This window comes from Sphingomonas sp. Root720, from assembly GCF_001428605.1.
Lineage (GTDB): Bacteria > Pseudomonadota > Alphaproteobacteria > Sphingomonadales > Sphingomonadaceae > Rhizorhabdus.
The window spans coordinates 73,258-100,138 of sequence record NZ_LMID01000001.1 but is presented as its reverse complement, the minus strand read 5'-3'; the positions used below and the strand labels follow the sequence as shown (position 1 = coordinate 100,138).

45 protein-coding genes and 1 tRNA gene are annotated in these 26,881 nt (G+C 65.1%); 25 read left to right on the top strand and 21 right to left on the bottom strand.

All coding sequences use genetic code 11. The features are described from left to right. Position 1: 1 nt before the first annotated feature. The 20 genes from ASE22_RS00460 to ASE22_RS27095 all read right to left on the bottom strand — a co-directional run bounded on the left by ASE22_RS00460 (position 2) and on the right by ASE22_RS27095 (position 12,508). Positions 2-1,954: a phage portal protein gene (locus ASE22_RS00460; protein WP_056353469.1), complete on the bottom strand. Its 1,953-nt coding sequence runs from the start codon at positions 1,952-1,954 to the stop codon at positions 2-4. Positions 1,955-2,001: 47 nt separating this feature from the next. Further along, positions 2,002-3,438 (bottom strand): PBSX family phage terminase large subunit, encoded by a 1,437-nt coding sequence (locus ASE22_RS00455; protein ID WP_056353466.1) that lies wholly within the window; start codon positions 3,436-3,438, stop codon positions 2,002-2,004. After that, positions 3,428-3,757 carry a hypothetical protein gene (locus ASE22_RS00450; RefSeq protein WP_056353464.1) on the bottom strand — a complete coding sequence of 110 codons (330 nt, stop codon included), beginning with the start codon at positions 3,755-3,757 and terminating at the stop codon, positions 3,428-3,430. The genes ASE22_RS00455 and ASE22_RS00450 overlap by 11 nt, the downstream gene beginning before the upstream one ends. Before the next feature lie 46 nt (positions 3,758-3,803). Next, a complete protein-coding gene (locus ASE22_RS27955; protein ID WP_414894448.1) occupies positions 3,804-4,202 on the bottom strand; it encodes an HNH endonuclease in 399 nt (132 codons plus the stop codon). Between the two features lie 83 nt (positions 4,203-4,285). Beyond that, a complete protein-coding gene (locus tag ASE22_RS00445) occupies positions 4,286-4,516 on the bottom strand; it encodes a hypothetical protein (protein ID WP_056353462.1) in 231 nt (76 codons plus the stop codon). A 2-nt stretch (positions 4,517-4,518) separates the two neighbouring features. Next, complete coding sequence (locus ASE22_RS00440) at positions 4,519-4,977, bottom strand: hypothetical protein (RefSeq protein WP_056353459.1); 459 nt, start codon at positions 4,975-4,977, stop codon at positions 4,519-4,521. Between the two features lie 7 nt (positions 4,978-4,984). Beyond that, positions 4,985-5,965, bottom strand: a complete 981-nt coding sequence (locus tag ASE22_RS25940) for a DUF1376 domain-containing protein (protein WP_082545742.1) — start codon at positions 5,963-5,965, stop codon at positions 4,985-4,987. Continuing rightward, the gene (locus ASE22_RS00430; RefSeq protein WP_056353453.1) at positions 5,962-7,416 is read right to left on the bottom strand and encodes a replicative DNA helicase; all 1,455 of its coding nucleotides are present in this window, start codon (positions 7,414-7,416) and stop codon (positions 5,962-5,964) included. The genes ASE22_RS25940 and ASE22_RS00430 overlap by 4 nt, the downstream gene beginning before the upstream one ends. Next, complete coding sequence (locus ASE22_RS00425) at positions 7,413-7,595, bottom strand: hypothetical protein (protein WP_056353451.1); 183 nt, start codon at positions 7,593-7,595, stop codon at positions 7,413-7,415. The genes ASE22_RS00430 and ASE22_RS00425 overlap by 4 nt, the downstream gene beginning before the upstream one ends. After that, entirely contained in the window at positions 7,592-8,149 is a 558-nt protein-coding gene (locus ASE22_RS00420) for a hypothetical protein (protein WP_056353449.1), read from the bottom strand. Before ASE22_RS00420 ends, ASE22_RS00425 begins: the two co-directional genes overlap by 4 nt. A gap of 3 nt (positions 8,150-8,152) precedes the next feature. Continuing rightward, positions 8,153-9,022: a hypothetical protein gene (locus ASE22_RS00415; RefSeq protein ID WP_056353444.1), complete on the bottom strand. Its 870-nt coding sequence runs from the start codon at positions 9,020-9,022 to the stop codon at positions 8,153-8,155. Next, positions 9,019-9,252 (bottom strand): MarR family winged helix-turn-helix transcriptional regulator, encoded by a 234-nt coding sequence (locus tag ASE22_RS00410; RefSeq protein WP_056353443.1) that lies wholly within the window; start codon positions 9,250-9,252, stop codon positions 9,019-9,021. Before ASE22_RS00410 ends, ASE22_RS00415 begins: the two co-directional genes overlap by 4 nt. Then, positions 9,252-9,884 carry a hypothetical protein gene (locus ASE22_RS00405; RefSeq protein ID WP_056353440.1) on the bottom strand — a complete coding sequence of 211 codons (633 nt, stop codon included), beginning with the start codon at positions 9,882-9,884 and terminating at the stop codon, positions 9,252-9,254. The genes ASE22_RS00410 and ASE22_RS00405 overlap by 1 nt, the downstream gene beginning before the upstream one ends. Next, a complete protein-coding gene (locus tag ASE22_RS00400) occupies positions 9,884-10,429 on the bottom strand; it encodes a hypothetical protein (protein WP_156397421.1) in 546 nt (181 codons plus the stop codon). Before ASE22_RS00400 ends, ASE22_RS00405 begins: the two co-directional genes overlap by 1 nt. Further along, entirely contained in the window at positions 10,426-10,644 is a 219-nt protein-coding gene (locus ASE22_RS00395; RefSeq protein ID WP_056353435.1) for a hypothetical protein, read from the bottom strand. The genes ASE22_RS00400 and ASE22_RS00395 overlap by 4 nt, the downstream gene beginning before the upstream one ends. Continuing rightward, positions 10,641-11,111 carry a hypothetical protein gene (locus ASE22_RS00390; RefSeq protein WP_056353432.1) on the bottom strand — a complete coding sequence of 157 codons (471 nt, stop codon included), beginning with the start codon at positions 11,109-11,111 and terminating at the stop codon, positions 10,641-10,643. Before ASE22_RS00390 ends, ASE22_RS00395 begins: the two co-directional genes overlap by 4 nt. A gap of 3 nt (positions 11,112-11,114) precedes the next feature. Then, a complete protein-coding gene (locus tag ASE22_RS00385; RefSeq protein WP_056353429.1) occupies positions 11,115-11,492 on the bottom strand; it encodes a LexA family protein in 378 nt (125 codons plus the stop codon). Further along, entirely contained in the window at positions 11,493-11,660 is a 168-nt protein-coding gene (locus tag ASE22_RS26520; protein WP_156397420.1) for a hypothetical protein, read from the bottom strand. It abuts the gene before it with no gap. Positions 11,661-11,927: 267 nt separating this feature from the next. Further along, complete coding sequence (locus tag ASE22_RS26515) at positions 11,928-12,272, bottom strand: hypothetical protein (protein WP_156397418.1); 345 nt, start codon at positions 12,270-12,272, stop codon at positions 11,928-11,930. Next, the gene (locus tag ASE22_RS27095; RefSeq protein WP_162248271.1) at positions 12,269-12,508 is read right to left on the bottom strand and encodes a carph-isopro domain-containing protein; all 240 of its coding nucleotides are present in this window, start codon (positions 12,506-12,508) and stop codon (positions 12,269-12,271) included. The genes ASE22_RS26515 and ASE22_RS27095 overlap by 4 nt, the downstream gene beginning before the upstream one ends. 75 nt (positions 12,509-12,583) lie before the next feature. Between ASE22_RS27095 and ASE22_RS00370 the strand changes: the two genes are divergently transcribed. From ASE22_RS00370 to ASE22_RS00270, 23 genes are all read left to right on the top strand, one after another. After that, positions 12,584-13,282, top strand: coding sequence for a LexA family transcriptional regulator (locus ASE22_RS00370; RefSeq protein ID WP_162254006.1), 699 nt, complete (start codon positions 12,584-12,586; stop codon positions 13,280-13,282). Next, entirely contained in the window at positions 13,261-13,590 is a 330-nt protein-coding gene (locus ASE22_RS26510; protein ID WP_156397415.1) for a hypothetical protein, read from the top strand. The genes ASE22_RS00370 and ASE22_RS26510 overlap by 22 nt, the downstream gene beginning before the upstream one ends. Positions 13,591-13,901: 311 nt before the next feature. Then, positions 13,902-14,675 carry a hypothetical protein gene (locus tag ASE22_RS00365; protein WP_056353417.1) on the top strand — a complete coding sequence of 258 codons (774 nt, stop codon included), beginning with the start codon at positions 13,902-13,904 and terminating at the stop codon, positions 14,673-14,675. A gap of 2 nt (positions 14,676-14,677) precedes the next feature. After that, complete coding sequence (locus tag ASE22_RS00360) at positions 14,678-14,944, top strand: hypothetical protein (protein WP_056353414.1); 267 nt, start codon at positions 14,678-14,680, stop codon at positions 14,942-14,944. Further along, positions 14,941-15,183 (top strand): hypothetical protein, encoded by a 243-nt coding sequence (locus ASE22_RS00355; RefSeq protein ID WP_056353412.1) that lies wholly within the window; start codon positions 14,941-14,943, stop codon positions 15,181-15,183. Before ASE22_RS00360 ends, ASE22_RS00355 begins: the two co-directional genes overlap by 4 nt. Next, entirely contained in the window at positions 15,180-15,368 is a 189-nt protein-coding gene (locus tag ASE22_RS00350; protein WP_056353409.1) for a hypothetical protein, read from the top strand. Before ASE22_RS00355 ends, ASE22_RS00350 begins: the two co-directional genes overlap by 4 nt. Further along, positions 15,365-15,769 carry a hypothetical protein gene (locus ASE22_RS00345; protein ID WP_056353407.1) on the top strand — a complete coding sequence of 135 codons (405 nt, stop codon included), beginning with the start codon at positions 15,365-15,367 and terminating at the stop codon, positions 15,767-15,769. Before ASE22_RS00350 ends, ASE22_RS00345 begins: the two co-directional genes overlap by 4 nt. An 11-nt stretch (positions 15,770-15,780) precedes the next feature. Continuing rightward, positions 15,781-16,125, top strand: coding sequence for a hypothetical protein (locus tag ASE22_RS00340; RefSeq protein WP_056353404.1), 345 nt, complete (start codon positions 15,781-15,783; stop codon positions 16,123-16,125). Next, positions 16,125-16,928: a hypothetical protein gene (locus tag ASE22_RS00335; protein WP_056353399.1), complete on the top strand. Its 804-nt coding sequence runs from the start codon at positions 16,125-16,127 to the stop codon at positions 16,926-16,928. The genes ASE22_RS00340 and ASE22_RS00335 overlap by 1 nt, the downstream gene beginning before the upstream one ends. After that, entirely contained in the window at positions 16,928-17,269 is a 342-nt protein-coding gene (locus ASE22_RS00330; RefSeq protein ID WP_056353395.1) for a hypothetical protein, read from the top strand. Before ASE22_RS00335 ends, ASE22_RS00330 begins: the two co-directional genes overlap by 1 nt. After that, the gene (locus ASE22_RS00325; protein ID WP_056353393.1) at positions 17,269-17,553 is read left to right on the top strand and encodes a hypothetical protein; all 285 of its coding nucleotides are present in this window, start codon (positions 17,269-17,271) and stop codon (positions 17,551-17,553) included. Before ASE22_RS00330 ends, ASE22_RS00325 begins: the two co-directional genes overlap by 1 nt. 14 nt (positions 17,554-17,567) lie before the next feature. Beyond that, positions 17,568-18,722, top strand: a complete 1,155-nt coding sequence (locus tag ASE22_RS00320) for a recombinase RecT (RefSeq protein WP_056353391.1) — start codon at positions 17,568-17,570, stop codon at positions 18,720-18,722. Then, on the top strand, positions 18,719-19,282 hold the full coding sequence (locus ASE22_RS00315; protein ID WP_056353388.1) for a DnaJ domain-containing protein: 564 nt from the start codon (positions 18,719-18,721) through the stop codon (positions 19,280-19,282). The genes ASE22_RS00320 and ASE22_RS00315 overlap by 4 nt, the downstream gene beginning before the upstream one ends. Continuing rightward, on the top strand, positions 19,275-19,430 hold the full coding sequence (locus ASE22_RS26505) for a hypothetical protein (protein ID WP_156397412.1): 156 nt from the start codon (positions 19,275-19,277) through the stop codon (positions 19,428-19,430). Before ASE22_RS00315 ends, ASE22_RS26505 begins: the two co-directional genes overlap by 8 nt. Beyond that, positions 19,423-20,469 (top strand): DUF5131 family protein, encoded by a 1,047-nt coding sequence (locus ASE22_RS00310; protein ID WP_056353386.1) that lies wholly within the window; start codon positions 19,423-19,425, stop codon positions 20,467-20,469. Before ASE22_RS26505 ends, ASE22_RS00310 begins: the two co-directional genes overlap by 8 nt. A 29-nt stretch (positions 20,470-20,498) precedes the next feature. After that, positions 20,499-21,119: a hypothetical protein gene (locus ASE22_RS00305; protein ID WP_200933256.1), complete on the top strand. Its 621-nt coding sequence runs from the start codon at positions 20,499-20,501 to the stop codon at positions 21,117-21,119. Further along, positions 21,116-21,625, top strand: coding sequence for a hypothetical protein (locus ASE22_RS00300; protein WP_056353378.1), 510 nt, complete (start codon positions 21,116-21,118; stop codon positions 21,623-21,625). The genes ASE22_RS00305 and ASE22_RS00300 overlap by 4 nt, the downstream gene beginning before the upstream one ends. Beyond that, positions 21,622-22,191, top strand: coding sequence for a hypothetical protein (locus ASE22_RS00295; protein WP_056353374.1), 570 nt, complete (start codon positions 21,622-21,624; stop codon positions 22,189-22,191). Before ASE22_RS00300 ends, ASE22_RS00295 begins: the two co-directional genes overlap by 4 nt. Before the next feature lie 114 nt (positions 22,192-22,305). Next, on the top strand, positions 22,306-23,043 hold the full coding sequence (locus ASE22_RS00290) for a hypothetical protein (RefSeq protein ID WP_056353371.1): 738 nt from the start codon (positions 22,306-22,308) through the stop codon (positions 23,041-23,043). Between the two features lie 3 nt (positions 23,044-23,046). After that, positions 23,047-23,523 (top strand): XF1762 family protein, encoded by a 477-nt coding sequence (locus ASE22_RS00285; protein WP_056353369.1) that lies wholly within the window; start codon positions 23,047-23,049, stop codon positions 23,521-23,523. 5 nt (positions 23,524-23,528) lie between these two features. Further along, complete coding sequence (locus ASE22_RS00280) at positions 23,529-23,942, top strand: hypothetical protein (RefSeq protein WP_156397410.1); 414 nt, start codon at positions 23,529-23,531, stop codon at positions 23,940-23,942. Next, entirely contained in the window at positions 23,939-24,142 is a 204-nt protein-coding gene (locus ASE22_RS00275) for a hypothetical protein (protein ID WP_056353363.1), read from the top strand. The genes ASE22_RS00280 and ASE22_RS00275 overlap by 4 nt, the downstream gene beginning before the upstream one ends. A gap of 148 nt (positions 24,143-24,290) precedes the next feature. Further along, positions 24,291-25,526, top strand: a complete 1,236-nt coding sequence (locus ASE22_RS00270) for a hypothetical protein (protein ID WP_056353358.1) — start codon at positions 24,291-24,293, stop codon at positions 25,524-25,526. A gap of 18 nt (positions 25,527-25,544) precedes the next feature. Here the strand turns inward: ASE22_RS00270 and ASE22_RS00265 are convergent. Then, a tRNA-Gly gene (locus ASE22_RS00265) sits at positions 25,545-25,618 on the bottom strand. A 111-nt stretch (positions 25,619-25,729) separates the two neighbouring features. Here ASE22_RS00265 and ASE22_RS00260 point away from each other — a divergent pair. Further along, positions 25,730-26,116 (top strand): DUF983 domain-containing protein, encoded by a 387-nt coding sequence (locus ASE22_RS00260; protein WP_056353355.1) that lies wholly within the window; start codon positions 25,730-25,732, stop codon positions 26,114-26,116. Positions 26,117-26,148: 32 nt separating this feature from the next. Beyond that, positions 26,149-26,853, top strand: coding sequence for a type II secretion system protein N (gene gspN, locus ASE22_RS00255; RefSeq protein ID WP_056353352.1), 705 nt, complete (start codon positions 26,149-26,151; stop codon positions 26,851-26,853). Positions 26,854-26,881 lie beyond the last annotated feature (28 nt).

Below are 26,881 nucleotides of genomic sequence, written 5' to 3'. Positions count from 1 at the left end.
GCTATGCCTCGGTGATCTTCCGCTTCCACTCCAGATCAAGCGGCTCGAACAACTCCGGCCCGAACAGCAGCCGCCCCGTGAACGGCTTGACCGTGTCGAGGTCCAGTCCGGCCGGCACCTCATACGACAGCGTCACGTGCGGATGAAAATCCTCGAAATCGTGGCTCCCGCCCGCCGCGACCATATCCCGATGGCGCGATTCGATCTCATAGGACGAGAACAGCAGCACGACGGCACTCTCGCCGAGGCGCTCGACGGCGCGCGGCCCGCCCGGCTTGACGGTGATCTGGCCCTTGTCGTCGCCAGCCCAGCTTTCGCCCATTTTCATCGGATCGACCGCGGTGCGCGAATAGAGGACGGTGACGTGCATGTCGCCGGCCGGGAGCGTCGAGGTGAAGCCGGCCGACTTTGCCCAGGCGATCAGATCGGCTGCGTTGAGCAACTTGCGCTGGACATAGAGCGGGCGCGGCTTCGCATCGGCGAAGAACATGGCCGCATCGTTGGCAGCGCGGCGCGCGCGGGCAGGCGGGTTGGCGCCCGGGGCGTTCGGGTTGGCGCCCGGCACCGGCACGACGCCGAGTTCGGCGGGATCGACCTCGCCCGACAGGCCTTCGCCCGCCGCATCCGCTTCGTCGATCGCATCCTGGAGCCCGGGCCAGCGCTGGCTTTCGATCATCCTGTTCTGTACCGCCTTTGCCAGCGCCGATTCCGGCACCAGCCCGGCATTGGCGTATTTCGTGACGGTGTCGGCTTCCTTGTTCTCGACCTCGGCCTGGTCCTTCTCGGACAGCACCATCAGCGGTGAGAACGACCACGTCAGGTCCGCCTTGAGCCCGGCCGACGGCAGCATAACCGCATCGATCCGCTCCATCATCGGGCGCAACTGCTTCTCCTGCTTCGACCCGACCGACTGGAAATAGTTGGTCAGGTCGCTGTCGCCGGTCGCGTTCATGCCGTCGGGCGACTTCCCGAACAGGCGGGTCGCGGGAATGTCCGCGGCGCCGGCCACGCGGGCGTCATAGGTGACGATCACGTCGCGCACCCCGGTAAGCGCGAGCTGCCGCTGCTCCCACTCGTCTTCCTTGTCGAGGACGACGGCGCGGTGGACCGACTTGCCGGTGTTGGTCATCTCCACGCGCTGCAGCAGCCTGTCTTCGCCGCCGGGTTGCAGGAGCTGTTCAGCCATGCCAGCCAACCGGAACACGTCGATCTTCGCCTCGTCGATCAGGGCGGCGAAGCCCGCGCATGCGGTGGTGGCCTGCTGCACCGCCTCGTCGACCGCCTCCACCACCGACATGCCCCAGAATCGGTCTTCCCAGGTCATGCCCGGGAAGGCCGGAATGGGCAGGCCGCGAAAGCAGACCACGCGCGATGGGTGTATATCGACCTGGCGCGACGTACCGGGCAGGCGATAGAACTTCGGCTGCTTGAACGTGTCGCTCTCGGGGTCGCGGTCCTCTTCGCCGAGATTCAGTTCCCAGCGCGACAGCACCGTGAGATAGCGGATCTGGCCCGGCCGGATCGTGACGGGGAGCGGGTTCGCCGGGTTGTCGCCCAGCCCGATCAGGATGGCACCACCGCCGAGACGACCGAGGAGCAGCGCTTCGAACAACTTCTCCCAATAGCCGAGCCGCTTTTCCTCCGCCTCGATCTTCGCGATCTCGTCATCGGTCGCGTCCCAGTCGCGCCCGGCGCGGGTCATGTCCTCGGCGGGGATGTCGACGATCTTGCGGTGCAGCCACGAGCCGAGATAGGCGAATGAGACCTGTTGGACGTCCTGGAACCGGCGGTACCAGAAATTGCGCACCGTCCGGTCGATCGACGTGCCCCGGCCGGTGAGCACATTGCCCAGGCCGTCGCGCAGCGGGATGACGTTGGGTGGGGCGGGGACGATGGACTGGCCATCGAACATGAAGCCGGGCTTCGGGCGGACGTTTGCGATGCGGCCTGACATGGGAGCGAACCTGTGCCGCACGGCCGATGGCGGCTACGGACGCCAGTTCACAGGACGTCGAAGGCGGTGAGCTTCCTGGAGACCGTGCCCATCGCCATCACGAAGGCGTCGGCCAGATTCGGCGATGGCTTCGCGCCGCCCTTGCGATTGGCCCGGGCGAGATCCTTCTTGCTCTCGACCTTGACCTTGCCCGCATTGTCGAAATCGCGCTTGGGCGTGCACAGTTCGTCGATGAGCAGGGCGAGATTGTCGATCTCGGAAGATATGAAGATGAGATCGGCGGGATCGAACTCTACGCCGCGCTCCACCGCGTTGAAGGTGTTGCGGAACCGGTCGGCGATGTTCCACCACGCCTGCGCCTTGGCGTTGGCGAACATATCCTTGTTGGTTTTCGCAGGGTGCGACCGGGCGTAGATCGCGTCGGGATTGGCGACCGCGCCGCCGGCATTGAAGCCGATATGGCGGATATGGATGCCATCCTCGTTCAACTCGTTGACCTTGGCGCCCACCCCGGCGCCGACGCCGATGCTGTCATAGACCAACTCGGCCTCGCGCTGGACCGCGGCGTCACGGGCGCGGGTCGCGGATTTCAGCAGCTCGTCCTCGCCCGCCTTCCACATGTCGGTCCAGGTGGCGAGCGACCCGGTCGCGGCCACGAGCGCGTTCTTGTCGGCGCCGCTGTCCGCGACGTCGAAGCCGACCCGCCTGGAACCGCTCGGATCGATACCCAGCCCGATATGCGCGTCGATCGCGGCCATCACCCAGGACCGCTTGATGACCACGCTGTCATCGTCGTCGCGCGGGATGCCGAGATAGATATGCTGATATTCGGCCTCGTCCTCCTCCCAAGCCGCCTCGATCACGCGCAGCATCGTGTCGGAGAGGAACGGGTTTTCGAGATAGTTGATCTGGCGGGCGAGCGTCCCGGGCGGCGGATTGAGGACGAAGCGGCGCCAGGCGAAGTCGGTCGACAGGATCGGGTTGAAGATGATCCAGAACTGCGACCCCTGCTTGCGGATCGTCGGCTCGAGCACCTTCCATTGTTCCTCGGTCAGCGCGTGCGCCTCCTCGAGCCAGCATATGTCGATGCCTTCGAGCGACTTGATTTCGGATATGTGCCGCCACAGGCCGTAGAAGATGAACTCCGACCCGGTCCGCTTGTGGATGATCTTGTTGTCGAGGATCCGGAACTGCCGGCGCAGCCCGAACCGCTCGATCTGGGTGACCAGCAGCGAATAGACCGATTCCTCGATCTTGTTCTGGAACTGGCGGGCGCAGAGCACCTTGATCTTGACGTTGCAGGCCAGGAAGACCGCGAACCCGGCGGCGTCCCAGGACTTCGACGAGGCGCGGCCACCATAGAGCACGCGGTTTCGGACCGGCTCCTGGTTGTCGTTGACCGGGGTAAGCCAGAAATCCTGCAGGATCGGATTGAGCGTCGGCCCGCCGTTGTGGCCTATTCCGGCGATCGCCTCAGTCGCCATCGGCCTTCGCGGGCGCGCCGCGGTAGAAGTCGGCGAGGGACGGCGGCGTCATGCTGCCGTCGGACGAGGTGAGGTCGGCGCGAAGTCGCTCCACAAACTTTTCTGGCCGGTGCGCCTTAAGCAATATCTCCATGAGCCGATCGGAACCAGCTATGGCTCTCTGGCGGGCAACCTGCTCAAGATTATCAGCCGCGATCTCCTCGGCGTCTTCCCATCTGGCGGCAAACTTCGGATCGGCGCCACGCCAATCGTAAGCGGTTCGGCGGCCGATTCCAGCCTGTCGCGCTGCCTCGGAAACGTTGCAGGTTTCCTCGAGCACTTGGAGGAATGTTTCGCGCGCGCGATTTGTGCGGGATGTGCGGCGACTAGCCATAATGCCTATGCTCTTCCATGTGACACGGGCGGCAGAGCGTGATGCCGTTATCGACGTTCAATCGCTGCGCTGGATCATCAACCCAGCGGATTATATGATGGGCCTGCAGGTCGTCTGCCTTCCCGCAATTTCGACATTGGTACTCATCTCTCGATAGTACCGACGCGCGCCACCGACGCACTGACGGGTCATCGCGATCAACGACAAACCCTAAGATTTCCTCGCCAACGGTCTCACGCCAATCGACTGAAATTAGGTCGAGGATAAGGATTGCTGCTGATCGCTTCCACGGCGGTGCGCCTGATAGGATTACCTGGATGGCCCATAGGACTTGCAGATCAGATAATTTCGCGCGGTGCGCAGCCGCTTTTTCGGGGGTGATTGGCAACATACCGACATGGCGGCAAATCATGCGCATGGCGTTATACTTGCGGCACATCACCTGATTTATGTGTATGTCGAGCGAGATCGGCCTCACAACAACCGCCTCCGTTCCCGCTTCGACAGAACGGTGACGACGCATCCGTCGCGAACTGCCGCCCGATGCCCCGAACTGAGGATCACGAATGGCGCGCCGATGCGGTCCGCGAGCGCCGCCGTCGGCGAGGACAGCTCGGCACGAATCCGCTCGATGTCGATCCCATAGACCCGCTCCATGTAGCGGACGATCGCGTGATCGGTAACGTGGATGGGGTTGGTCGCCATGGCTATTCCGCCGCGATCAGGTGCGCGGCAACGCCGTGAGTGAACCCCTTGCGCTTGGCTTTCTCGACGATCTCGGCGCCGGTCAGCCGGGTAGCGCCGAAGAAGAAATCCCCGGTGCCAGTCGCAGTGATCAGCCACGCTCCACCTTTCGGGCCCCGCATGAACTCGATCGCTGCGCGAACGGCGGCGCTCGTCTCCTGGATTGGTTCGACCTTCTCGTGTCGTGGTTGGACCGATTTGCGCAGCTTGCGGACCTGGGCGAGGTAGGCCCTGCGCTTCCGCTTTAGCATTTCGCCGCCAGCCTCTTCGACGCAGCGGCGCTCGGTCTGCCAATGCAGGCCGAACTCGGCACGAACCGCTGCCCATCCACCGCGGATGAACACGTCGGCGAAATCGATCGGGCAGACCCGGACCTGGTGCGGCCGGACCGGCGATCGGTTGAACGGGAGATGCTTGCCCATGAAAACCCTATCGTCCCCCCGCCTGCTGCGCCCACCGCGCTTCATCGGCAGCTTGCGCCGCATCCGCAGCCGCCTGTGCCGCCGCATCCCGCCGCAAGCGTTCCGCGGTCCGGTTCAACCGCTGGACCTCGGCATCGTCGTTGGCCAGCTTCTCGCGGATCGCGGCGTCGAATGCCTTGAGCTTGAACGGTCCCCGGCCAGCGTCGATCATCCGCTGCGAGACGGTGCGGACGATCGGGATCACATCCCGGTCGAAGTCGGCACCGGCCGCGAGCCATTCGTCGATGAGCTTCCCGTCATTGGGCGGGGATGTGAACCGGCCCTCCTCCATCACCCGGTGAAGGCGATCGGTGATCGGTGGCGTAGACGGGGCTTTCACGGGGGTAGGGGGTATTGTCCCTGTCCCTGTCCCTGTCTTACGCATCTCTCCCGTGTCTACGGTAGACGGGCATGTAGACGGCTTGGCGTCTACATCGCTGTCTACATGTGCGTCTCCAAGTAGACGCTCAAGCGTCTCAAGCGAGGCGCCCTTGGGAGGCGTTACGCCGCGCTCGCGGAGCAGTTCGGAAAGCTCCTTTTGCCGGGCGCGCCAGCGTTTCTGGCGTTCCGCGCGCGTGTCGTTCTTCTCGTTCCATTCGCCGCGGCGGCCGCCGGCTTCGATGGCTTTTTCCGCGATGACGGGATGATATAGTCGGCCGTCGCTGCACTTCACGAACTTGTGCAGCGCCCATGTTCGGATTTTTTTCCACTCTTTTTGCGCGAAACCATAACCGCAAAGGTGCGCAAGTTCCTCGTCATCGTCCGGAAGACTGGCCGCGGGCACCTGCTGCCAGGCGGCGCACCACAGGATCACAGCCGCGCGAAATGCTTCCGTCGGGGCCTTGGCGGTGAGCGAGCTGTCGCGCACCATTTGGACGTCGAGCGGCATGAACTTGAGCCCGCGCAGGTCGCAGTCGGGCGGTGTCAAGGGCGCGGGGAGATCCGTCATACATTCATGTCCTGATAGAAACGCGAACCACGCACCGCCTGATGAGCGGCGAAATACCAGCATGTCCGCCTGCCGATGCTGCCGTTGCGGCGCTTGGCGGAGATAAGCTCCACGCGGTCGCGCGCCGCATCCATGGATGTTTCCCAGGCCGGATGCTTCTTCATGTCGGACGGGTCCGGCTCGGCGCGCTCGAGATAATATTGCTCGCGGTAGAGGAAGATGACGTTGTCGGCGTCCTGTTCGATATCGCCGGCGTCGCGCAGGTCCGACAGCATCGGCCGCTTGTCCTCGCGCTGCTCGACCTGCCGGTTCAGCTGGGCAAGCATCACGATGTGAACGCCGCATTCCTTTGCGATCTGCTTCACCGTGCGGCTGATCACCGAGACCTGTTCGTAGCGGCTCGCCTTGGGATTATCGGGCTGGATCAAGCCGAGATAATCGATCACGACCACCTTGAGCTGCTGGCCTTTGCCGGCCATGCGGCGCTGATAGCGGCGGATCGTCATCGCGAGGCGCCCGATGCGTAGCGTCGACGGGTCGTAGAATTGCACGGGCCAGTTATCGATCGCGGCGCGGGCATCGGCGATGCGCTGCCGGTCGAAGGCGTTGAACTTGCCCTTCTGGACATGGTCGAAGCTGGCGGATTCGCCGTGCTTGTAGATCAGGTCGGTGATCGCCCGCTTCATCAACTCCTTCTTTTCCATTTCCAGGCTGATGAAGAGGGCTCCCGCGGATGCCTGGCCGGCTCCTAGCGTCACGGCGAGCGATACGGCCGTCTTGCCCATGCTGGGGCGGCCGGCGAGGATAGTGACCTCTCCGCCGCGCATCGGGCCGACGACGTCGTTCCAGTCGGGGAGGCGCTGGATCTCGATGCCTCGCGGCGCGCGGCCGGCGGCCTCGTCCTCGATCTCGCGCATCGTGGCGTCCCATGCCTCGGCGATCGACGCGGCCGTGGCGCTCTCGTTCTTTTGCAGGGCGTCTGCCATGGCACCGTCGAGCCCGTCGATGAGCTCCTCAACCGGCTTGTCGACCTGCGTCATGACGTCGTCGGACAGGAGGCGCATCTGGTCGATCAGGCGGCGGCGCTTGGCCAGGTCGGCGATGCAGCGGGCGAAGTCCTTCGCACCGACGATCGCCGCGCCGGATCCTGTCAGGTTGGTGAGGTAGCCGGGGCCGCCATAGCCTGCGATCTCGGGGTCGTCGACGAACTGGTTGCGCAGCAGAATCGGTGACGGCTGGCGGCCGTTGGCGACCTCGTTCAGCACGGCGGCGAAGATCCTGCCGTGCAACGGGTAATAGAAGTCGGCCGGGGCCACCATCTCACCGATCATGTCGGCCATGCGCGCCTCGAGCATCACAGCGCCGAGGAGCGCCGCCTCGGTGTCGTAGCTGTACAGCGTCTCGGGATAGGGTTCGCCGTCGTTCGACGGCACGGCCTGCAGGTTCCTCATGCGCGCCTCTCGCTGGCCAGGAAGGCGGCGCGCCATTCATCATGGGCGCGGGCCATCGCCTGCATATGATCGCGGTCGATCAGCTTGGTCTGGTCGGACATGATGGCGCGCGCGAGCACGGCGTAGCGCTCCCAAAGCCGGTCGGGATCGGTGGAGGGGAAGAGGGCCACGCGGCTCACAACCGCCCCTCGCGCACGGTCCGCCCGCCGAAGAGATGCGCGTCGCGCCACGGCGGCGAGAGGTTGAGCTGATCGCAGGCATAGGAGAGCCCGCCGATCGCTTCGGCTTCGTCATGCGTGGCCGGCTTGAACCCGAGCTGGCGGCAGCGCTGCATCGACATCAGCTTGAGGTCGGCCGACTTCGTCGCCCGCGGCATCGCGCCGATGAAGAAGCGGCGCCAGACGGTCATGTTGACCGCCTTGACGATCCGGCAGCCCATCGCCTCGCCCCAACTCGCGGCATGCGCGGCGAGGCCGTTCAGCACGCGCAGGCTATCGATATTGGTGTGGCCGCTAAGCACGCGCGCGTCGAGCGGCTCTTCCCAGAAAATGGCCTCGATCCGCCCAAGCGCGTGCAGGTCCGAGAGGTTCTCGTGCAGCTTGCAATAGACGAGCCCGTCGGAGGTGAATTCACTGCCCAGGATCCACGCGCCGGAGACGCACCGGGGATCACCCGGGCCCCAGCACGCGTACCCTGCCGAGCGCTTGGACAGATCGAGGAAGATGGTCCGCATGGGCTATTCAGCCGCCTCGGACACGAGGGGACCAGGCAGCGGGCCGGCGGAATCGACGATCTGCAGCCCGTCGGCGTCGTCACCGAAGCTGTCGATGATCTCCTGGGCGCGGGCCTTGGTGAACCGGCCGCAATCCGCGAAGGCGGACCAGTCCTTGCCGGTCTGGTCGATGTAGAGCTGCGCCTCGGGATCGAACACGACCCAGGCTTCGTCTTCGTCGGCGCTGGCCTTGGGCTCGTCGCCACCGGCGAGGTCGGAATCGTCGATCGGGTGCGCAGTGCCGCCGACGGTCGCCAGCTTCGGGCGCGGCCGCTCGCCGGTCGGGATGACGTCGCCGCCGGTGCTCTTGCCCTCCGCCGCGTCGACCAGGTCTGACGGCATGAAGATCTTGAGCTCGGTCAGGAGGCCGCGCAGGCAGCGCAGATAGTCGTCGCGCTTGCTCTCTTCCATGCCGTCGAGCTTGAACGCGAGCTTGGCCGCCTGGGGCTGGATATGCGCCTGCTTCTTGATCGCCTTGTAGGCGGTCGATTGCTCCTGCGCATATTCGCCCACACGGGCCTGCGCCGGCTTGATGTCCTCGCGGTAGATCTTCACCGCGAGCGCGGGATCGGGCTTGGGCACTTCGCCATTCACCGTTCCGCTCTGCTTCTTCGGTCTCGCCATTTCTGGCTCCTCTGTGATGGTGCCGGCGGTCCCGGCCGGCGCGGGTATCGGTTCGTAGGCCTCAGGCGGCGGCGGGTTCTTCGCGTCATCCTGGTCGTGCAGCCGCGCCTCGCCGATCGAGATGCCGGCGAGGGTCGCGGCTTCCTCGGTCGCGAGGCCGTCGCGGCGCGCGCGCCGGTAGGATCTCAATTGGACGGAGCCGCCGATCATGCGGCAGCCTTTCGGCGCAGGGCGGCGAGCCGGCCCTCACCGGATGCCGTGATCCTGATCATCAGCGGCACCTTGGCGCCGGGCGCGGGATAGCGCTCGACATGGCCCTGGTCCTGCAACCGATCGATCACCGGCTTGAGACGCGGGAACCGTTGCGACCAGTCCGGGCCGCGCGCCAGGCGCTTGAGGATATGGAGTTCGAACCCCTCGTGAGGTGAGATGCCAGTCATCAAGCGGCTACCTCCGGATAATCGCCATCGCGCTCGAGGCGCTTCCGGCATGGCGCTATCCATCTCAGCCGCGTGTCGTCTTCGCCCTCGATCCAGACCAGCCAAGCATAGGCGGTCGCGGTCGATCCCTCAGGCGCGAGCCGTCCCTTGTGCATGACGACGCGCTCACTGAACTGCAGCACGAAGCTTGGCGGGTTCTTCGAGAACAGCGCCTCATAGCGGCCGACCGACTCCAGGAAGGCGGCGCGGACGATGACCGCAACTCCGACTAGGCTTGTTGCGCAGGCGCACTCGATGAACTGTTCGGCCAACCGGAACGGCGGATTGGTGATAGTCCAGTCGACCGGGAAGGCATCCGCACCGGGGAAGAGATAATCTTCGACCGGAAACCCTACGCCATAGTCGTGGACGTCGGCCGCTTCGACATGGCCGAACACTTCTCGCAGCGGCGCCACCATATGCCCCCGGTTCGCCGCCGGCTCGCGGCAGGTCATCCCGGAGAGGTCAAATCCCTGCTCGTCGAGGAACGTGAGTAGCGCGCGCGTTGCCCACGGCGGAGTGGGGAAGTCGTCGAGCGAGTCGTGCGCCTCGTGGCGCTGCTGCATCACGGCGGAGGAGCGGTTCTGGCTCATCAGTACGCCTGCACTTTCCGGCGCGCATCGCGCATGTGCATCTCGATCGTGATGCGATCGACGATCCGGCGCCCCTCTTCTTCGGGCGTGAAGATGCCGAGCTCGGCCTCGATCATCCGCCGCGCTTCGGCCGCGGGGATATGTTTCCATTTGACGAGGCGCATGTACTCGGCGCGCTTCTCGGGCGGGCACCATGAAAGGACAGTTTCGCTGCGCGTGCGACCCGCGCGGGCGCGAGCTTCCGGCGACTGGCTCTTGGCGCGGACGTCGGGCCGGCTGAGAACCGTCGCGTGGATATGCTTGCCATGCTCGACCCGGCTCGCCCGGATCTCCGGCCGCCTGTTGACCTCGCAAAGCCGCGCGATATGCGCCGCGCGATATTCAGGGTCTTCGTACAGCGCGCGGACGCGATCGAGGCGGCGCTGCTCCATCGCCGGGTCGTTGGCGATCCGCATGATCGAACAGCGCCGGCAATGCGTGGTCGGCTTCTTCGCGACGCAGGCGTCGACGTTCTGGCAGTGGGGGCGAGGATTGTCAGGCGTCACGCCGGCAACCCCAATTCCGGACGCAGCGACCGCGCGGCCGCGGCAGCGCGCGATCGCCGCGTCGACCATCCCTCGCGCCGCTTCTCGGCAGCCTGCTCCCGGATGTCGCGGACGGCGCCGTCGGTGAAGCTCCACGATCCGTCGCGCTCGCGGCGGTGGGTGGGCTCGTGGCGGACGATGGGGCCGCTGCGGTGGTGGTCGATGTGGTGGGTCACATGTGCCTCCCGTCGATCTGCGCCAGGCGTTGGCGCCATCCGTCGAAGACCGCGCCAGCGGCCTCGATCCATTCCCGGTCCTCGACCAGCTCGTGGTCCTCGAGCACGCCGTCCTCGAGATTTTCGGCCATCGCGACCTGCGCGCGCATGACGATCGTCATGGCCTTGCGGTCGCAGAGATGCTCACCGTCGAGGGGGACCAGCTTGAGCCCGAGCATCGCGAAGGTGGCGTTGGCGAAGCGGCCATTCCAGCGCTGGCAGCCGCGCAGGAAGGTGGTCATCGACATTTCGGACGTACCGTGGCGATAGGCTTCCGCCATGTCGCCGCTCTTGCCCAGTTCCTCGCCGAGCTCGGCATAGGTCAGGCCATCGGCGGCCTTGATCGCCTTGAGCGATTTGCCGATCGTCTCGATCAGCTTAGATCCGGAAACGCTGCGGTAACGGGGGTGGATGTCCGGTGTGGCCATGGCTTAGGCAGCCTGCCCATGAAGCGAACGATCACCCCATTCCGCGCAGGTCCGGTGCGACAGAAACGGATAGCGGTCCGTGGCGGCGGTCGGCCGGGCGTCCAGCGCGTAGATCGGGATGACGCGCTCGGCTTCCGTGGGCGGCGCGACGGTGGCGCTGGGCAGTGCAGGCGCCGGGCGGAGGACTTCAATGCTGCGAGCCCGGTTCTTTACACGGCGGATGAAGCCGCGCTCCTCAAGGGCGTCAAGCAAGCGAATGGCATTGCTCTTCGCGACCAGGCCCAAGGCGGCAGCCATCTCGCTGCAGCTCGGCGATATCCCGCCATTTCGTTCCTGATAGCCGGCGACGAAGACCAGCAGCTCGCGTTGACGCCGGGTCATTCAATCCTCCTGTCGAACATGGTGAAGCTCGGCCGCCTCGGCGTCGGACAGGCCATCGGCGTCGTCGAAGTGCAGCTCGGTGGCGAAGTTCAGCAGCCAGCAGCATGCGGCACCGAGGATGGTGGCGAGCGCGAAGGCGGCAACGAAGATCCAGGCGAGGGTGGTCATGCGGACAGCCCTCGCCGGCGGCGGGAACTGGAACCCGCCGCCGGTTCGGCTATCGTGTTGGTTGCGACTCCGACACGAAAGGAATGGACATGGCTGCGCCACTGGAACAACGAATGGCACGCGTCGAGGGGCTTGCCCTCGCACACGGCGTCGCGATCCGCGCGCTTGTGTCCCATCTGGTCAGGAACAAGAATAGTCGAGCTGAGATGCGATCTATCGTGTGTGACAGCATCGAAAAGGTCTATTCCGACCGAAGAACCAACGACCTCATTCATCAGGTTCTCCAGACCGCGATTGATGAAGCGGAAAAGCTGTTCGCTTGAGGTTGTCTACGTGGTCGCGCGCATAGTCCGTGATCACGCCGGCCAGTTCTTGGGCCATACGGGCGCCGTGGATAGCCAATGCGGAATGACGCCCGCTGGCGTCGACCTTCGCCACGCCCACACCGTTTTCAGTGATGTCGAGCGCGATGAGCTCGGCGGGAGTGTCGCGCGGGGTGAGCTCCAGGCGCACCCCCTTGCTGTTGATCAGCTCGCGCCACGACCGACGGCCGACATGGCGCGGAAGCCGCGCGAGCCCCGGCTGCTGGCGGAGGATCGGGTGCACGCTCATGCCGCCGCGCCTTGGGCGGGTGCGGCCGCGTTCTGCGCAAGGCGTTCGAAAGAGATCGACTTGCCCTGCTCAGAGGCGATGGCGGCGATATGCACCCAATATTTCGCCGGGATGGATCGGCCCCTAAGGGTCCAGGATCGAACGGTGACATCGGCGACATCAACCGAGCGGGCGCGCATGGCTTCGGCAACGCATTTCGCGCCACCAAGCTCATGAATGATGTTGGAAGTGTCCATAGCGCCGATACGCTATCAAACGTAGCACGCCATAGCAATATGATTTGTAGCGCGGCTTCGTGCGATGTCCTGCACATGAGGATCAACGAATTCGAATCGGCGGGGTCTCGTCTTCGGTGGGCTCGCTTGCAGGCCGGCTATGAAGACGCCGGAGATTTCGCGGATGTCGCGAAAATCAAGCGGGTGACCTACCGTGCATATGAGAACAACCAGAACGGTTTCGCCAAGCATGCCTCGCATTTTGCTGGGCTCTTGGGCATCCCTACCGACTGGTTATTGAGGGGTGGCGTCGCACCGACTGTTCCGAAGCGGAAGGGTGGCCGGGAACCAGACCTCCCTGCAATGATCAATGCTTCACAAGGAGAAACTGCCCCCATAACCTCTCTCGATCTCTCGCTGGCTATGGGGCCAGGTACGCCAATCGAGGACTTCGTCGAAAGCGAGCCGGTCGAATTCGATATAGGACTTCTCCGCTCGATCACTCGCGCCCCATATCATCGGCTCCGGATGGTTCGGGGCATCGGCAGTAGCATGGAGCCGAAGTTCTATACTGGCGACCGCATCTTGGTCGACACCACGGACCGAACATTAAGCCGCATCGACGGCTACTATTGGATTACGCTATATGGTGCTCACGGGCTCAAGAAATTGCGGCCCGCCGGCCGCGATAGGGTGCTTGTGATATCGGAGAATCCGAACGACACACCGATTGAAGTAGATGCCGAAGACATCACGATTGAGGGCAGGGCAATATGGTTCGCAAGGGATTTATAGTTATAGCGGCGCTTTTGTGTTCAGAGGCGTTTGCTAAACCTAAGCCGCGTGCCAATCCCAATATGGCGATCATTGCGGAAGCTAAGGCCGCTTTAGCTGAAACTCTTCTAGATCCAAGCTCAGCCCAATATCGCAACGTTGGTGTCCACCGTAGTCAGATCGGGCCTCTCGTATGCGGAGAGTATAACGCTAAAAATCGGTTTGGAGGCTACGTCGGATTCCAAACTTTTGTTTATGGTGACGGCTCTCTTCTTGACGAAGAGGCGGCAGATTACGGAGAGATTTCGCTTAACTGCTATAGAAAGTAGTTGGCACCGGTCTACTGCCATTCCAAAATATCCTGAACAGTCACGAAAAAGCCATCGCCGGCTTTTCGGCTCAACCACCAATCCAATCGTGAAGCTGGCTCATCCAGCGCAGTCCGCGCTCTGCGCGCTGCCGCGCCCCATGAAGGGATGGTACAAAATATAGCGCCACGCTACATTTGTTGTTGACGCGCTACGAAACATAGCTATTTTCATCCTCAACGCCGATCGATCCAACCCCTTGGGATCGACCGGCGCTCCAGGCGCCGCGACCCATGCCCCCTCGGGTCGCGGCGCCGCATCGAGGATGAGAGATGGCCCACACTCCGAAGACCGCCGCCCCGACAAAGCGCTACGAGCTCGTCAAGGACGACACCGTCAAGACATGGGACGGTCGCACGCTGTTCCGCATCCGCGCACTGGTGGCGATCACCGCGCTCGGTATCGCTGCCGGCGACACCGGCGGCTATGTCGAGAAGGAGGAGAACCTTTCGCAGGTCTCCGGCAACGCGTGGGTCTACGGCAACGCGCGGGTCTACGGCAACGCGTGGGTCGACGGCGACGCGCGGGTCTACGGCGACGCGTGGGTCGACGGCAATGCGCAGGTCTCCGGCAACGCGTGGGTCTACGGCAACGCGCGGGTCTACGGCAACGCGCGGGTCGACGGCGACGCGCGGGTCTACGGCGACGCGCGGGTCTACGGCGACGCGTGGGTCGACGGCAACGCGTGGGTCTACGGCAACGCGTGGGTCGACGGCAACGCGTGGGTCGACGGCGACGCGCGGGTCTACGGCGACGCGTGGGTCTACCGTTGCAACCATCTCGGATGGTTCTCCTGCGTCGGCAGCGAGAACGGCACACTCTGCTGGTTTCTCCAGAAGGACCGGACCGTCATGGTCTCGCGCGGCTGCTTCTCGGGCTCGCTCGAACAGTTCGGTGCTGCGGTACAGGATCGGCACGGCGACAGCCCCGATGGCCAGCAATATCGCCTGCTGATCCAGTTCATCGAGCTTCGTTCGACCGAGGCGCTGAAGGATTATGCGCCGGTCGAGGATGAGTCCGAACACGCTGCCGAGAAGGTGGCCTGATCATGAACGCCCAAACCAAACTGATCGCCGCCGATGGCTGGATCGCCCACCATGGCGGCCCGTGCCCCGAGCCGTGGTCGACCATGGTCTGGGTCCGGTTCGCCGACGGTTCCGAGCCCCAGCACCCCTACGCCGCCGGATGGAGGGCGCAGTTCTGGACGCCCGGTCTCGATAGCGCCGGGCGGCCGCGCAACACGATCGTGGCGTATCGCTATGACGTCCCGCTGACCGACGTCGTCGACATGGGGCCGGGGAGGGTAGCGGCATGAACGCGCCCTTCGCCCTCACCGAGACCGAGCGCGCCCGGCTCAACCTCGCGGCCCACATCGCCGACATCGCGCGGATGGACCGCGAGCTGCTGTCCTGCACGACCGCGAACGATCCGCACGGCTACCGCGGCGCGGCGCTGGAAAACTCGATCCTCGAAGCGCAGGCGATCGTCCTCGCCGAGGAGCGCGAGTTGACCGGCAAGTCGCTGGACCTGATCGCGAAGGCGTGCGGGCTGTGACGCTCGCCCAACTCCCCAGCCTGCTCGTCTCGCTCGGCATCATCTCGCTGTGTCTGTGGGCGGTGCAGATCACCTTGCGCGACCACCGGGCGCGAACTTCCCCGCCGGCCGCTCCGATCAAGCCGAAAACCCCCAGCGTCGTCGCTTCGGAGCGCGACGACGCCAACGGGGCGCAGGGCCGGTGAGCCGCCCCGACCTGATCTACGCCGCGCCCGTCGCGCCCGCCGCGCCCGTCGCCGGCTTCGATCCGGACATGCCGATCGCCGGCTATTACCGCATGCGCTTGCGATCGGGCGCGGTCTGGGTGGCTATTCGGGTCTGGTTCGGCCCGCCGCTCAACCACGAGCATGCGGACGATCCGACGACGGCGCGAGTCCTCGATCGGTCCCACCGCTGGCAGGCAACCGCGAACGGCGAGATCATCCCGCTCGATCGCGTCTGGCCACAGTGCGCCGATGATCCGATCGACAAAGCCGAGGCGCGCCGCCTTGTGGAGTTGCAGCGCTGGGGCGCGGCGGAGGGCCACGACGTGGTCGCCGATCCGACCCGTCGCGCCGATCCCAACCACACCCCGATCCCATTCTGAGGAGAGCCACGATGCTCAAAGTGAAGAACGTCGCCATCGGCACCGAGAAATACGGCGAAGGCTATGAATGCTCCGTCACGTTCCAGATCGGTGACCTGTCGTACAACAACGTCACGGTGAAGCTGACGCCTGAGGCGACCCGCGAGGTCGTCGAAATGGCGATCGCTCGCGCCGCCATCATGCTCGCCGTCGTCGATACCGACGTGGTGATCGCAGGCGAGTTCAAGCCCCTGCCGATGATCGCGCAGCCCGAGCCGCCTGAGTTCGCCGAGGTCGACGAATATGTCGCGCCCGCCGCTGCGCCCGATGGCGACGACACCCTTCCGACCCCCGTTAGCGCAGAGGAGTCAATCTGATGGCCACGAAGTTCGATGATGTGAAGCCCTGGCCGACGAAGCCCGCCGCCCCGCAGGCCGCCGGCAGCGTCCAGGGTCACAACCGCCCGCCGCTCGATATCGAGGCGCGCGCAGCCTTCGACGAGGTGCTCGATCAGCGCGACGGCTTCCGCGACCGGGTCAAGAACCTGATCGCCGCCAGCGATCGCGCCGTCGCCACCGACGAGGTGACCGCCGGCAAGTGCGGCGACCTCGTGAAGCAGATCCGCGCCGCGCAGAAGGTGGTCGACGACGCGCACACGACGACGAAGGCTCCGTACCTCGCCGCCGGCCGCGCGGTGGACGCCGCGAAGAACGAGCAGGCCGGCCCCCTCAGCGCTGCCAAGGCGAAGGTCGAAGCAAAGCAGGCCGCGTTTCTGCGAGAGGAGGACCGGCGCCGGCAGGCTGAGGCTCGCCGGGCGCGCGAGGCGGAAGAGGCGCGCCGCCGCGAGGAATGGGAGCGGCAGAAAGCGGCCGCCGAAGCATCCAGCACCGAGACCGAGGCCGTAAGCGTCACGCCGTTCGAGCCTGCGCCCCCTCCGCCGCCAGCCATAGAGCCCGAGCGCGAAATCATCCGTGGCGACTTCGGCGCGGCCGTGTCGGGCACCAAGGTATGGCTTAGCCAGGTCACGGATTACGAGGTTGCGTTCATCGCCGCCGGCCTCGCCAAGAACGAGAAGGTCCGCGAGGCGATCGACAAGGCCGTCGCCAACCAGGTGCGCGGCGGCGTCCGCGAGATCGAGGGCGTCCGCGTCTGGTCGGACATCAAGGCGAGCAATCGCTGATGGTCAACTTTAGCCTCACCCCCGTCGCGGCAAACCACAAGGTCCGCATCGGCTGCTCCGATCATGACCTGCTCGGCGACATTCCGGCGTGGCTGTCTGAGCACAGTCCGTTGGGCGCCGCGGCTCAGATCGATCGCTGGTATCAGCATGGCGGTGGCTGGCGTGAGTTCAAGGGCTTCGCGGTCGATCTCGACAAGATGACGATCACCTATCCCGGCGACCCCGCCATTCCTGCGATCGCCGAAGCCAGCCTGCGCGAAGAGCGCATCATCATTTTCAACGGGGCTTGGGTCGCCGTGATCCAGCCCGATGGCTCCCATTCAATCGCGAGGATCGACTGATGACCAAGTTCGTAGCCGTCAAGTTCAAGGACACCGACACCCGGTCCTATACCTATTCGTGGGACGGGCCCGACCTGTTCCCCGGCGATCGCGTGAAGGTGCCCGATAATCGCTCGGATGGCTGGAAGCGCGTCACCGTCGTCTCGGTGAGCGACGAAGCGCCGCCCTTCGCCTGCAAGCCGATCATCGGCCGCGTCGAGGATGTCGCCGATCCGGCCGACCTCGGCGCGCTCGGCGACGCGGCGGCGAGCACCAGCGTCGACACCGACGCCATCCCGTACTGACCCCGGAGATATCCATGAACCAGCTTGCCACCCGCCAGCAGCCCGGCGCCGTCGCGCCGCAGCGCATGCCCAACGAATATGACGTCCTGCGCCGATCGCTCACCAACCGGACCGACGACTTCAAGATGGCGCTGCCGGCGCATATCACTCCCGAGAAGTTCCAGCGCACCATCATGACCGCGGCGCAGTCGAATCCCGACCTGCTCAAGGCCGATCGCGGCAGCCTGATCACCAGCTGCATGAAGGCGGCGCAGGACGGCTTGCTTCCCGATGGCCGCGAGGCCGCGATCGTCACGTTCAACACCCGGAAAAAGGATCCGGGCGGCCAATGGATCACCGTCGTCCAGGCGCAATACATGCCGATGGCGTTCGGCCTGCGGAAGAAGATCCTGCAATCGGGCGAGATCAGCTCCCTCGAAACCAACGTCGTCTATCGGCGCGAGGCGGAGGAGGGGGCCTTCATCTTCGAAGCCGGTACCGAGGCGATGCTGCGGCATAGGCCGATGCTCGAGCTTTCGGACGAGGACCTCGCCGACGAGAACATCGTCGCCGCCTATTCGGTCGCGACCATGAAGGACGGCACGAAGTCGTTCGAGGTCATGCGCCGAAGCGAGATCAACAAGGTCCGGCAGGCCAGCCAGACGGGCGCGGTCAACAAGACCACGCGCGATGGCAAGGCTATCCCGCCGAAGGGGCCTTGGGTCGATTGGTTCGGTGAAATGGCCCGCAAGACGGTGATGCGTCGCCATTCGAAGACGCTTCCGATGTCGGGCGATCTGATCGACGTCGAGGCGACCGACGAGAGCATCGCGGCCCGATCGGCGGCGCATGTTCTCAGCGTCCAGCCCGATGCGCCGCAACTCGCCGGCCCGACGCAGCAGGAGATCGATGCGGCCGAAGCCGGTGCCGACCCGCAGACCGGCGAGCTTCCGACCGATGAAGACGACGACCAGGTCCAGCAGGGCCCCGCCGACGACCAGCGCGGCGAAGCGCACACCACCGTCGACGCCGCCGACGACCTGATCGCGGAGATCAACAGCAAGGAGCTGCTCGCCGACCTCGACGCCTTCATGCGCGACACCGACCTTGCGTTGCTCGACGACGACCAGGCCGCGCGGGTGGAAGAGGCTGCGGACCGGCGGTCGGCGGCGCTGCGGAAGGGGAAATGACCCAAGCCTATCCCCTTCACTGGCCGGCAGGCTGGCCGCGCGCCCGCTCGCGCCGTGACGCGGCTTTCAAGGTCACGCCGGTCCAGGCGAAGCTGGAGATGATGGACGAGTTGTCCCGGCTCGGCGCCCGCGAGGTCATCGTGTCGACCGATCAGCCGCTGAACCGAGACGGCTCTCCGTCGATGACCCGACGTTGGGGCGATCCGGGCGTCGCGGTCTATTTCAAACGTAAGGGCAAGCCCGTCGTGCTCGCCTGCGACCAGTTCTACCAGCTGCACGACAACATGCGCGCCATCGGCAAGACGATCGAGGCGATGCGTGGGATCGAGCGCTGGGGCGCCTCCGACATGCTCGATCGGGCCTTCACCGGATTCGAGGCGCTCCCGGCGCCGGAACAGTGGTGGCAGGTGCTGGGCTTGACGGCCGACGCCGATCTCGAAGCGATCGAGTTGGCCTATCGGCGGCTCGCTCCATCCTTCCATCCCGATAGGGGCGGCAGCGACGCGGCGATGGCCCGCCTCAACGCAGCGCGGGACGCGGGGAGGGTGGCTCGTGCGTAATCGCCGCCCCCCGCTCCCGATCGCCTACCGCGCCCGCGACCTGCTGACGCCGCCCCCGGCGATCGACGAGTGCTCGGTGATGCACTGGCGCTGGATCGGGCTGCTTGGGGTGGCGGCGCAGAAATATCGGGAGATGAAGCATGGGTGAGAACAGCAAGATCGAATGGACCGACGCCACCGTCAATTTTTGGTGGGGCTGCACCAAGGTCGGTCCCGGCTGCGATCACTGCTATGCCGAGGCGTGGGCCAAGCGCACTGGCCTGGCGTGGGGCCTCGGGGCCGTGCGCCGGAAGATCAAGGGTGCGGTGAAGCTCCTCTACAAGCTGCACAACGGCTATTCGTGGTGGGCTGCCGATCACCATATCGGCGGGTTCAATGTGACGCCGCGCCGTCGCGTCTTCATCCAGTCCATGTCGGACCTGTTCGACACCGAAGTTCCGATCGACTGGTTTGCCGAGGCGTGGGGCCATATCGTCGCTTGCGACAGGCTTGCCATCCAGATCGTGACGAAGCGGATATCGGTCGTCGAGAAGCGCTTGGCGGCGATCGGCGCCGGCGCGTGGCCGAAGCATGCCGGCCTGATGATTTCCGTCGTGAACCAGGACGAGGCCGATCGCGACATTCCGCGCCTGATCGAGCTCAAGCGCAAACTGGGCATCCCATGGATAGGCCTGTCGATGGAGCCGCTCCTGGGCAGGGTCGTGCTGCGCGACGAATGGCTTTCAGCCTTGGACTGGGTCATCGTCGGAGGCGAGAGCGGTCCCGGCGCGCGGCCGATGCATCCGGATTGGGCGCGGAGCCTGCGCGACCAGTGCGCGGCGGCGGGGGTGCCGTTCCTGTTCAAGCAATGGGGCGAATGGGCGCCGACCGGATCGGTAGATATTTACCGCCATGGACCGGAAAAGCGGGAGCGCCAATTCCCCCGGTCGCGCGGCCTCGGCCTACTCGCAGACGGGCGCATTTGCATGGAGGATTTCAGCGTCGCTGAACACGCCCGCCGCGTGGCAAGCCGCCAAGCGCATAACTCGCGAGCGATTGAGGTCGATCGTGAGGCCCTCGCCGCGTTCCACGCCACCTTGGACGATCCAGATGCGGCGCCGGTGGGGTACCAATGGATGTATCAGATCGGCAAGAAGCGCGCCGGCCGCCTGCTCGATGGCGTCCAGCACGACGGGATCCCGGCATGACGGACCGCCCCATCATCTTCTCGGGCCCGATGGTCCGCGCGCTTCTCGACGGCCGGAAGACGCAGACGCGCCGGCTCGCGTCGTCGCCGCTTCGTCGGTGCGAGGTCGGCGATCGGCTCTATGTGCGGGAGAGTTGGCGCGTATCGCCAGAAGCGGCTCAAGGTTGGGACGAGGCCGACATGCTCGGTTGGATCGACTTTCAGGCCGGCGGATCCGCGCAGGTGGTCGCGCCATCATTCCAAGCGGTCGAAGCTGCCGCGTTCACGAAGCACGATGATCGTGATTGGGATTTCCTCCCCAGCCGCTATCGCCCCTCCATTCATATGCCCCGCTGGGCCTCGCGCCTGACGCTGATCATCGAGGAGGTTCGCTTCCAGCGGCTGCATGACATAGACCAGGTCGACGCGATCGCCGAAGGCATCGAGCCGGTCGACGTGCACGGCGAGCGAGCTTGGAAAAGCTATGAGACCTATGCGGACGGCAAGCCGCATCCGCATGCGTCCGTGCCGAACCGATCGCCCGTCACCAGTTATCGCGAGCTGTGGGACAGCCTCCACCCGGCCGATGGCGAGCGCTGGCAGGACAACCCAGAAATCCTTGCCCTTACCTTCCGTGTCGTCCGCCAGAACATCGATCGGATCGCAGCATGACCGACGAACCCCTCCTCTCCACCAAGGACCGCCCCGGCGAATATGACGCGTTCGAGACGCTCAAGCCGGGCGAGCCGTTCTTTCTCCTTCAGGGCGGCGACAGCCTCACCCCGCCGACGATTCTGCATTGGGCCGATCTCGCCCGACAGGCCGCGCGCCGGGAGAAAAAGCCCGAGCACAGGAAGGCGCTGCTGATGAAGTCGACCCATGCCGAGTGCGTCGCCTGGGCGATGGAGGAATATCAGCGCGGCGGCGACTTCGACGCGCAGCAGCGGCAGCTCGCGCTCGACGAACAGACCATGGCGGTCGACGACAACATCGTCCTCGCGCGCGGCTGCGACCGGCTCAACAACGCGATCGCCGAGGCGCTGGACCTGGCGGACGCGGCGGCCATGGCAGCGCACGTTCCCCAGCGCGGCAAGCTGCGCGAGGCGGCCGAGATCCTGCGCGGCGTGACGCGGGCGATCGAACCGCGGCGGCATATGCAGGGAAGGACCGAAGCATGACTAACCGCCCCTCAGACAACGCGCTTCAGGCTGCGGAGATCGTGCCCGCAGTGGCGAACCTCTATGCCCTGATCTGCCATAGCGATGAACCGCTTGATGCCATGGCTGAAGCGGCTGCGGCAGCCATCGAAGGATGGAAGCGGAACGATGAAAACGCCATCGACAAGGCATTGAGAGGAGCGCTTGAGCGAATAGGTCGCTTTGCATCATCGCATGTGGCCGAAGCCTTTGACCGCTTCGAAGCCGACCTCCGCATCGATACCCAGGCGGCGAAGGTGGGGGATGACGTTGACGATCGAGTTCAACGCATAGCTGCGAGGATGGGCGCTCGGTTCGTGCCGAACGCCCCCACCCCACAACCAGCGGTAGCGGAGGCGGTGGTGGAGCTTCTCAGGAAATATCAGATATTCGCAGGCGAGACGGCCGGGAAGTGTCTTGGCCTCGCTATGTCGACCGATCACCCCGATCCCGATAGCGTCCTTATGGGCATCTTCCACGCATCGCAGGAGCTTGCCGCAGAGGCCGCCGCCATCCGCCAGGGGCAGAGCGCTGGGGAGGGTCGGTGATGGGCGGCTATAGATGCGCTCAATGCGGACAGTTCTCTCCTTATGGAGGCTCTTACCGGCCCTGCTGGCGGCATCGCCTGATCTTTTGGTTGCGGGCTATTGCGGGGAAAAACCATGACCGGTGAAGAGAAGGCGCGGGATCTGCGAAAGCAGATCGGTTCGGCGATAGCTGATCCGGGTGCGACACAGGGCTACAAGGGTGAGCGGACGCTGACCGAGTGGCAAGTCGATGCGGTGATGCCGATCGTTCTCGCCGCCCTGCAAGGCCCTTCCTCCGGTGAGGGGGATAGCTGCGAAAAGTGCGACGACAGCGGCTATATCGAGAGTGTCGGCGGCGGTATCTGGACCGGAGAGAACGTCACGACGACGCGGTCAATCTGCGACTGCGCATGCGGCGATGATGTTCGGCGGGAGCTTGCCGGCCACCCCACCCCAGCAGCCGCGACGGGCGGGGACGAAGGCCAGCTTCGCATCGCGATCTGGAACGTGCTGCGGAAGGAAGGTATGTCCGATACCCGCTGCTATCGACTGATCAACAGCGTGATCGAGAACCTCGCCACCCTCTCCCCTCCAAGCGATCCCGATGTGTGGCAGCCGATCGAGACGGCGCCTTACAAGACCGTTGTTCGCGTCCGCGTCGGCGACATGACGTTCCTCGCTCGGTTGGAGCCGGGCGCCTCGATGAGCGACCTCGATACGTCATGTGATCAATGGCAGGCCGCAGTCGAAGGTCAGCACCCGCCTTGCTGGTCAGGCGGATGCTGCTGGGAATCAAACGAAGATGGGACGATGAGCCTCCAGCCAGAGGCGTGGCAACCCGCCCCTCCCGCCCGAACCGGCAAGGAGGCGTAGGCGATGGGCGCTGTCGACCTTCGACCAATCACGCGTGACGAAGCGCGCAGCTATGTCCGCGAACACCATCGTCACCATGGCTGGCCGGTAGGCTTTCTCTGGCTGCATGGCCTGCATGACGAGACCGGGGACGTTCAAGGCGTGGCAGTGATCGGCCGGCCGGTTGCCCGCGCGCTCGACGACGGGCTTACAATGGAGGTGACGCGGCTCTGCACGCATGGCCATCCGAACGGGTGTTCGATGCTCTACGCAGCGGCACGGCGAGCTGCAATCGCCAAGGGCTACCGACGCGGGATCACCTACATTCTATCGAGCGAAGACGGCGCGTCGCTGCGTGCGGCAGGCTGGTATCACTTGTGGTCGGTCAAGGGGCGCAGCTGGGACACGCCCGGTCGCCCCCGTACCGACAAGCACCCTACCGAGGACAAGGAAGCCTATGGCTGGGGCGCATGGCCGCAGCTTTCGGAGATCGCAGCATGAACCCCATGACCACCGACATCGCGGCCCTGTGTGCCGAGCTGACCGCGTTGCTGGAGAAGAGCACGCCGGGACCATGGGAGGCGTTCAAGGGGATCGTAGAATCTGACGAGCTTCGCTGTGGCATTTCTGCCATGCGTGGAAAGGTTGGGTATCTGGTCGCCACCATTGAAAACGGCGCGCCCGGCGATTTTTGTGAAACAGAATTCTCTAACGCTCTCCTGGTCGCAGCCGCACGCACGCACCTCCCCACGCTCCTGACCGCCCTCACCGCCGCCCAAGAGACTATCCGGCGGCAGGGGGAGGCGTTGGAGGGCATTTCGACAATGTATTCGCGCAAGGGCTACTCTTCCGGAGACCTTTTCATGGAATGCGTGGGGATAGCCCGCGCCGCCCTCGGACCAGCAGGAGATGAGCGGTGAGCAACCCGCTCCTGACCATCCCGCACGCCGACGCCCGCCGCCGCATCCATATCCGCTCCGTCGGCGACCGCGCCAGCTATTCGCTCGGCGTGACGGCCCGGCCCATCATGGCCGACAGCGTCGCCGAAGCGGTCGACCAGGCGCTCGCCGGCATCGGGTACGAAGAGGCTGTGATCATCTATGAGGGGAGGGCATCTTGACCTCGCTACCCGATCTCGTCCGCCGGCTCAGCCGTAAGATCGACCGGCGCAGCGGCATCCAACTCACACCTGAAGACATCGACCTCCTCATCGAGAGCGGCGCTTATGCCGTGCTCACCGAACGCGCCACCGAATATCAGAGGGACCAATGCCGCGCACGAAACGCCCGAAGCCGCTCTACCAACGCGGAGACTTCAAACTCTACGCCCGGCCTGGCCGAAACCATGAAATCGTCTGGTACGATGCCACCGCAGGACGCGAACGAAGCGCTTCAGCGGGTACAGTCGATCTTGGGCAGGCCAAATTAGAGCTCGACCGGCTCTACCTGAAGGACAATGGCCAGCGCTTCTGCGAGACCTGCGGCCGTCCCTTCGATGGCGATACCAGCCCCATGCTGGTCGCTGCGATCGGGGACTATCTGCTGTTGAGCGAGGCGAAGGTAGGCTACAGGGCCACGAGGAACCGCCTCGCGCACGCGGTCGACTATGCCATTGCGACCAACCCGACCGTCACCTGCGCGCAGATCGACCAACGCTGGATCGACGGCTTCCGCAAATGGCTGGCCGACAAGCCGGTCGTTCAAGGGAGCACCACCCGCCCGCGCTCGCTCGGATCGATCGAGGGATGCGTGCTGCAACTCGCCGCGGCGATCAACGCGACGCCGGGCCAGGACGCGCAGTTCTCCAACGAACAGCCGAAGAACGTCGCCGCCTCGCCGACCTATCGGGCCGACGTCGCCACGATCGCGGCCATGTTCCGTTTCTGCCTCGACCCGGTCGGGAAGCACATCCGGAGCCCCAAGGAACGGGAAGTGTATATCGGCTACCGCGCCAACCTGCTGGCATATCTCCGCGCGGCGGTGGCGACGTGGGCACGACCCGAGGAAATATTCGACCTGGGCAAGGGGCAATGGGTCTCCGCCGCGGGCGTGCTCGATCTCAATCCGCCGGGGCGCCGGCAGACCCGGAAGTATCGCGGCCGCATCCCGGTCGCGAAACAGTTCGCGCCGTTTCTCGACGCCATGGGTGATCGCTACATGGCGGTCGATTCCATCCGAGCCACCTGGGAAGCGATGCGCGCCGAGTTAGGCCTTCCCGGCGACCGCGAGGCCGGCCCCAAGCTGATCCGGCGATCGATCTCGACGATCGTCCGTCGGCGCATCGGCGAGGAGCGCTGGCGTCAGGGCGAGATGATGCTAGGCCATGTGAAGAGCAGCATCAGCGACATCTACGCGATCCCCGATCCGGCGAATCTGGGCCTCGCATTGGCCGCGACGGAATCGATCATAGACGAGATCGAGAAGCTGACGCCCGGAGCGTTCTACCGCACTTTTACCGCGCAGGCCCCTGCGCTACTTATCGTGGAGGGTGGAAAAAATGGCTGATTATCAAGGCGAAAGCGCTGGAGCGGGTGAAGGGAATCGAACCCTCGTCGTAAGCTTGGGAAGCTTCTGCTCTGCCATTGAGCTACACCCGCCCGGTTCGTGCCGATTGCCACAGCGGCGGCGTCCCGGTCAACGACATTAAACATCGGTAAGGGCCGCGACTTCCTGCTTCGCGCCGGGCGGCGATCTGCTATGGGGGCCGCATGAACCAGTCACCTTCGATCGGCGAGCGCGATCTGCGTTCGGCGCTGTTGCGCGGCCTGCGCGGCGAATGCCCGGCCTGCGGCGGGGCGAGGCTGTTCGGCCGCTTCCTGAAACCCGTTTCGCATTGTCCGGCCTGCGGGCAGGACTGGACGCTGCACAGCGCCGACGACATGCCAGCCTATCTGGTCGTGCTGATCCTCGGCCATGTGCTCGTGCCGATCCTGGTCGCGGTCAACATGCGCTACGACCTGCCGATGTGGCTCGACATGAGCCTCTGGCCGGGTCTGGCGCTGATCATGGCGCTGGCGATGATCCAGCCGGTCAAGGGGGCGGTGATCGGCTTCCAATGGGCGAAGCGCATGCACGGCTTCGCAGGCGGGCGCTGACAGGCATGGCGTAAGGGGTACGGAGGGGGCACATGAAGACGATTCTGCTGTTTCTGCTGGCGATCGCGGCGGTCGTCGCGGCGATACCGTTCATTCCGCTCAAGACCGCGGTCGAGCTGCTCCAGCTCGATCGCGTCGGCTTCGAAGCCGCGCAGGTCGAAGGCAATCTCTGGGAGGGCCAGCTCTATGACGCGCGGCTCGCCAAGATCGAGCTGGGCGACATGACGAGCAAGCTGTCGCTCGAGGATGTCAGCAAGGGCCGCATCCGCCTGAACATCGCCGGCACCGACGAGGTGTCGCGGCTCAAGGGCGTGTTCAGCTACGGCCTCGGCGGCGCCGGGATCGAGGATTTCACGATCGGCATGCCGGCGGTCGCGGGTCCGCAACCCATCGGCAACGTCACCCTGATTGCCGACGGGCTCAAGGCGCGATTCCCGGGCGGCGAATGCGCAGACGCGAGTGGCCAGGTTCGGGCCTATATGTCGGGCGCGCTGCCGATGGTCGGCCTGCCGAGCGAAATGAGCGGTCCCGCATTGTGCCGCGACGGCAAGCTCGCCTTCGACCTGGCGAGCCCCAGCGGGCGCGAGCAGGAGGAGGTGACGATCCTGTCGCCGCGCAAGTTCAAGGTTCGCCTGTTCCTTCGGCCGACGATGCCGCGGGTCGAGCAGATCCTGCAGGCGAAGGGCTTCCGGCGGGTCGACGACGGCTATGCCTATGAGGAGGAACGCTCGATCTGACGGTGCTTCCCGCGCGCCGCCGATGGGG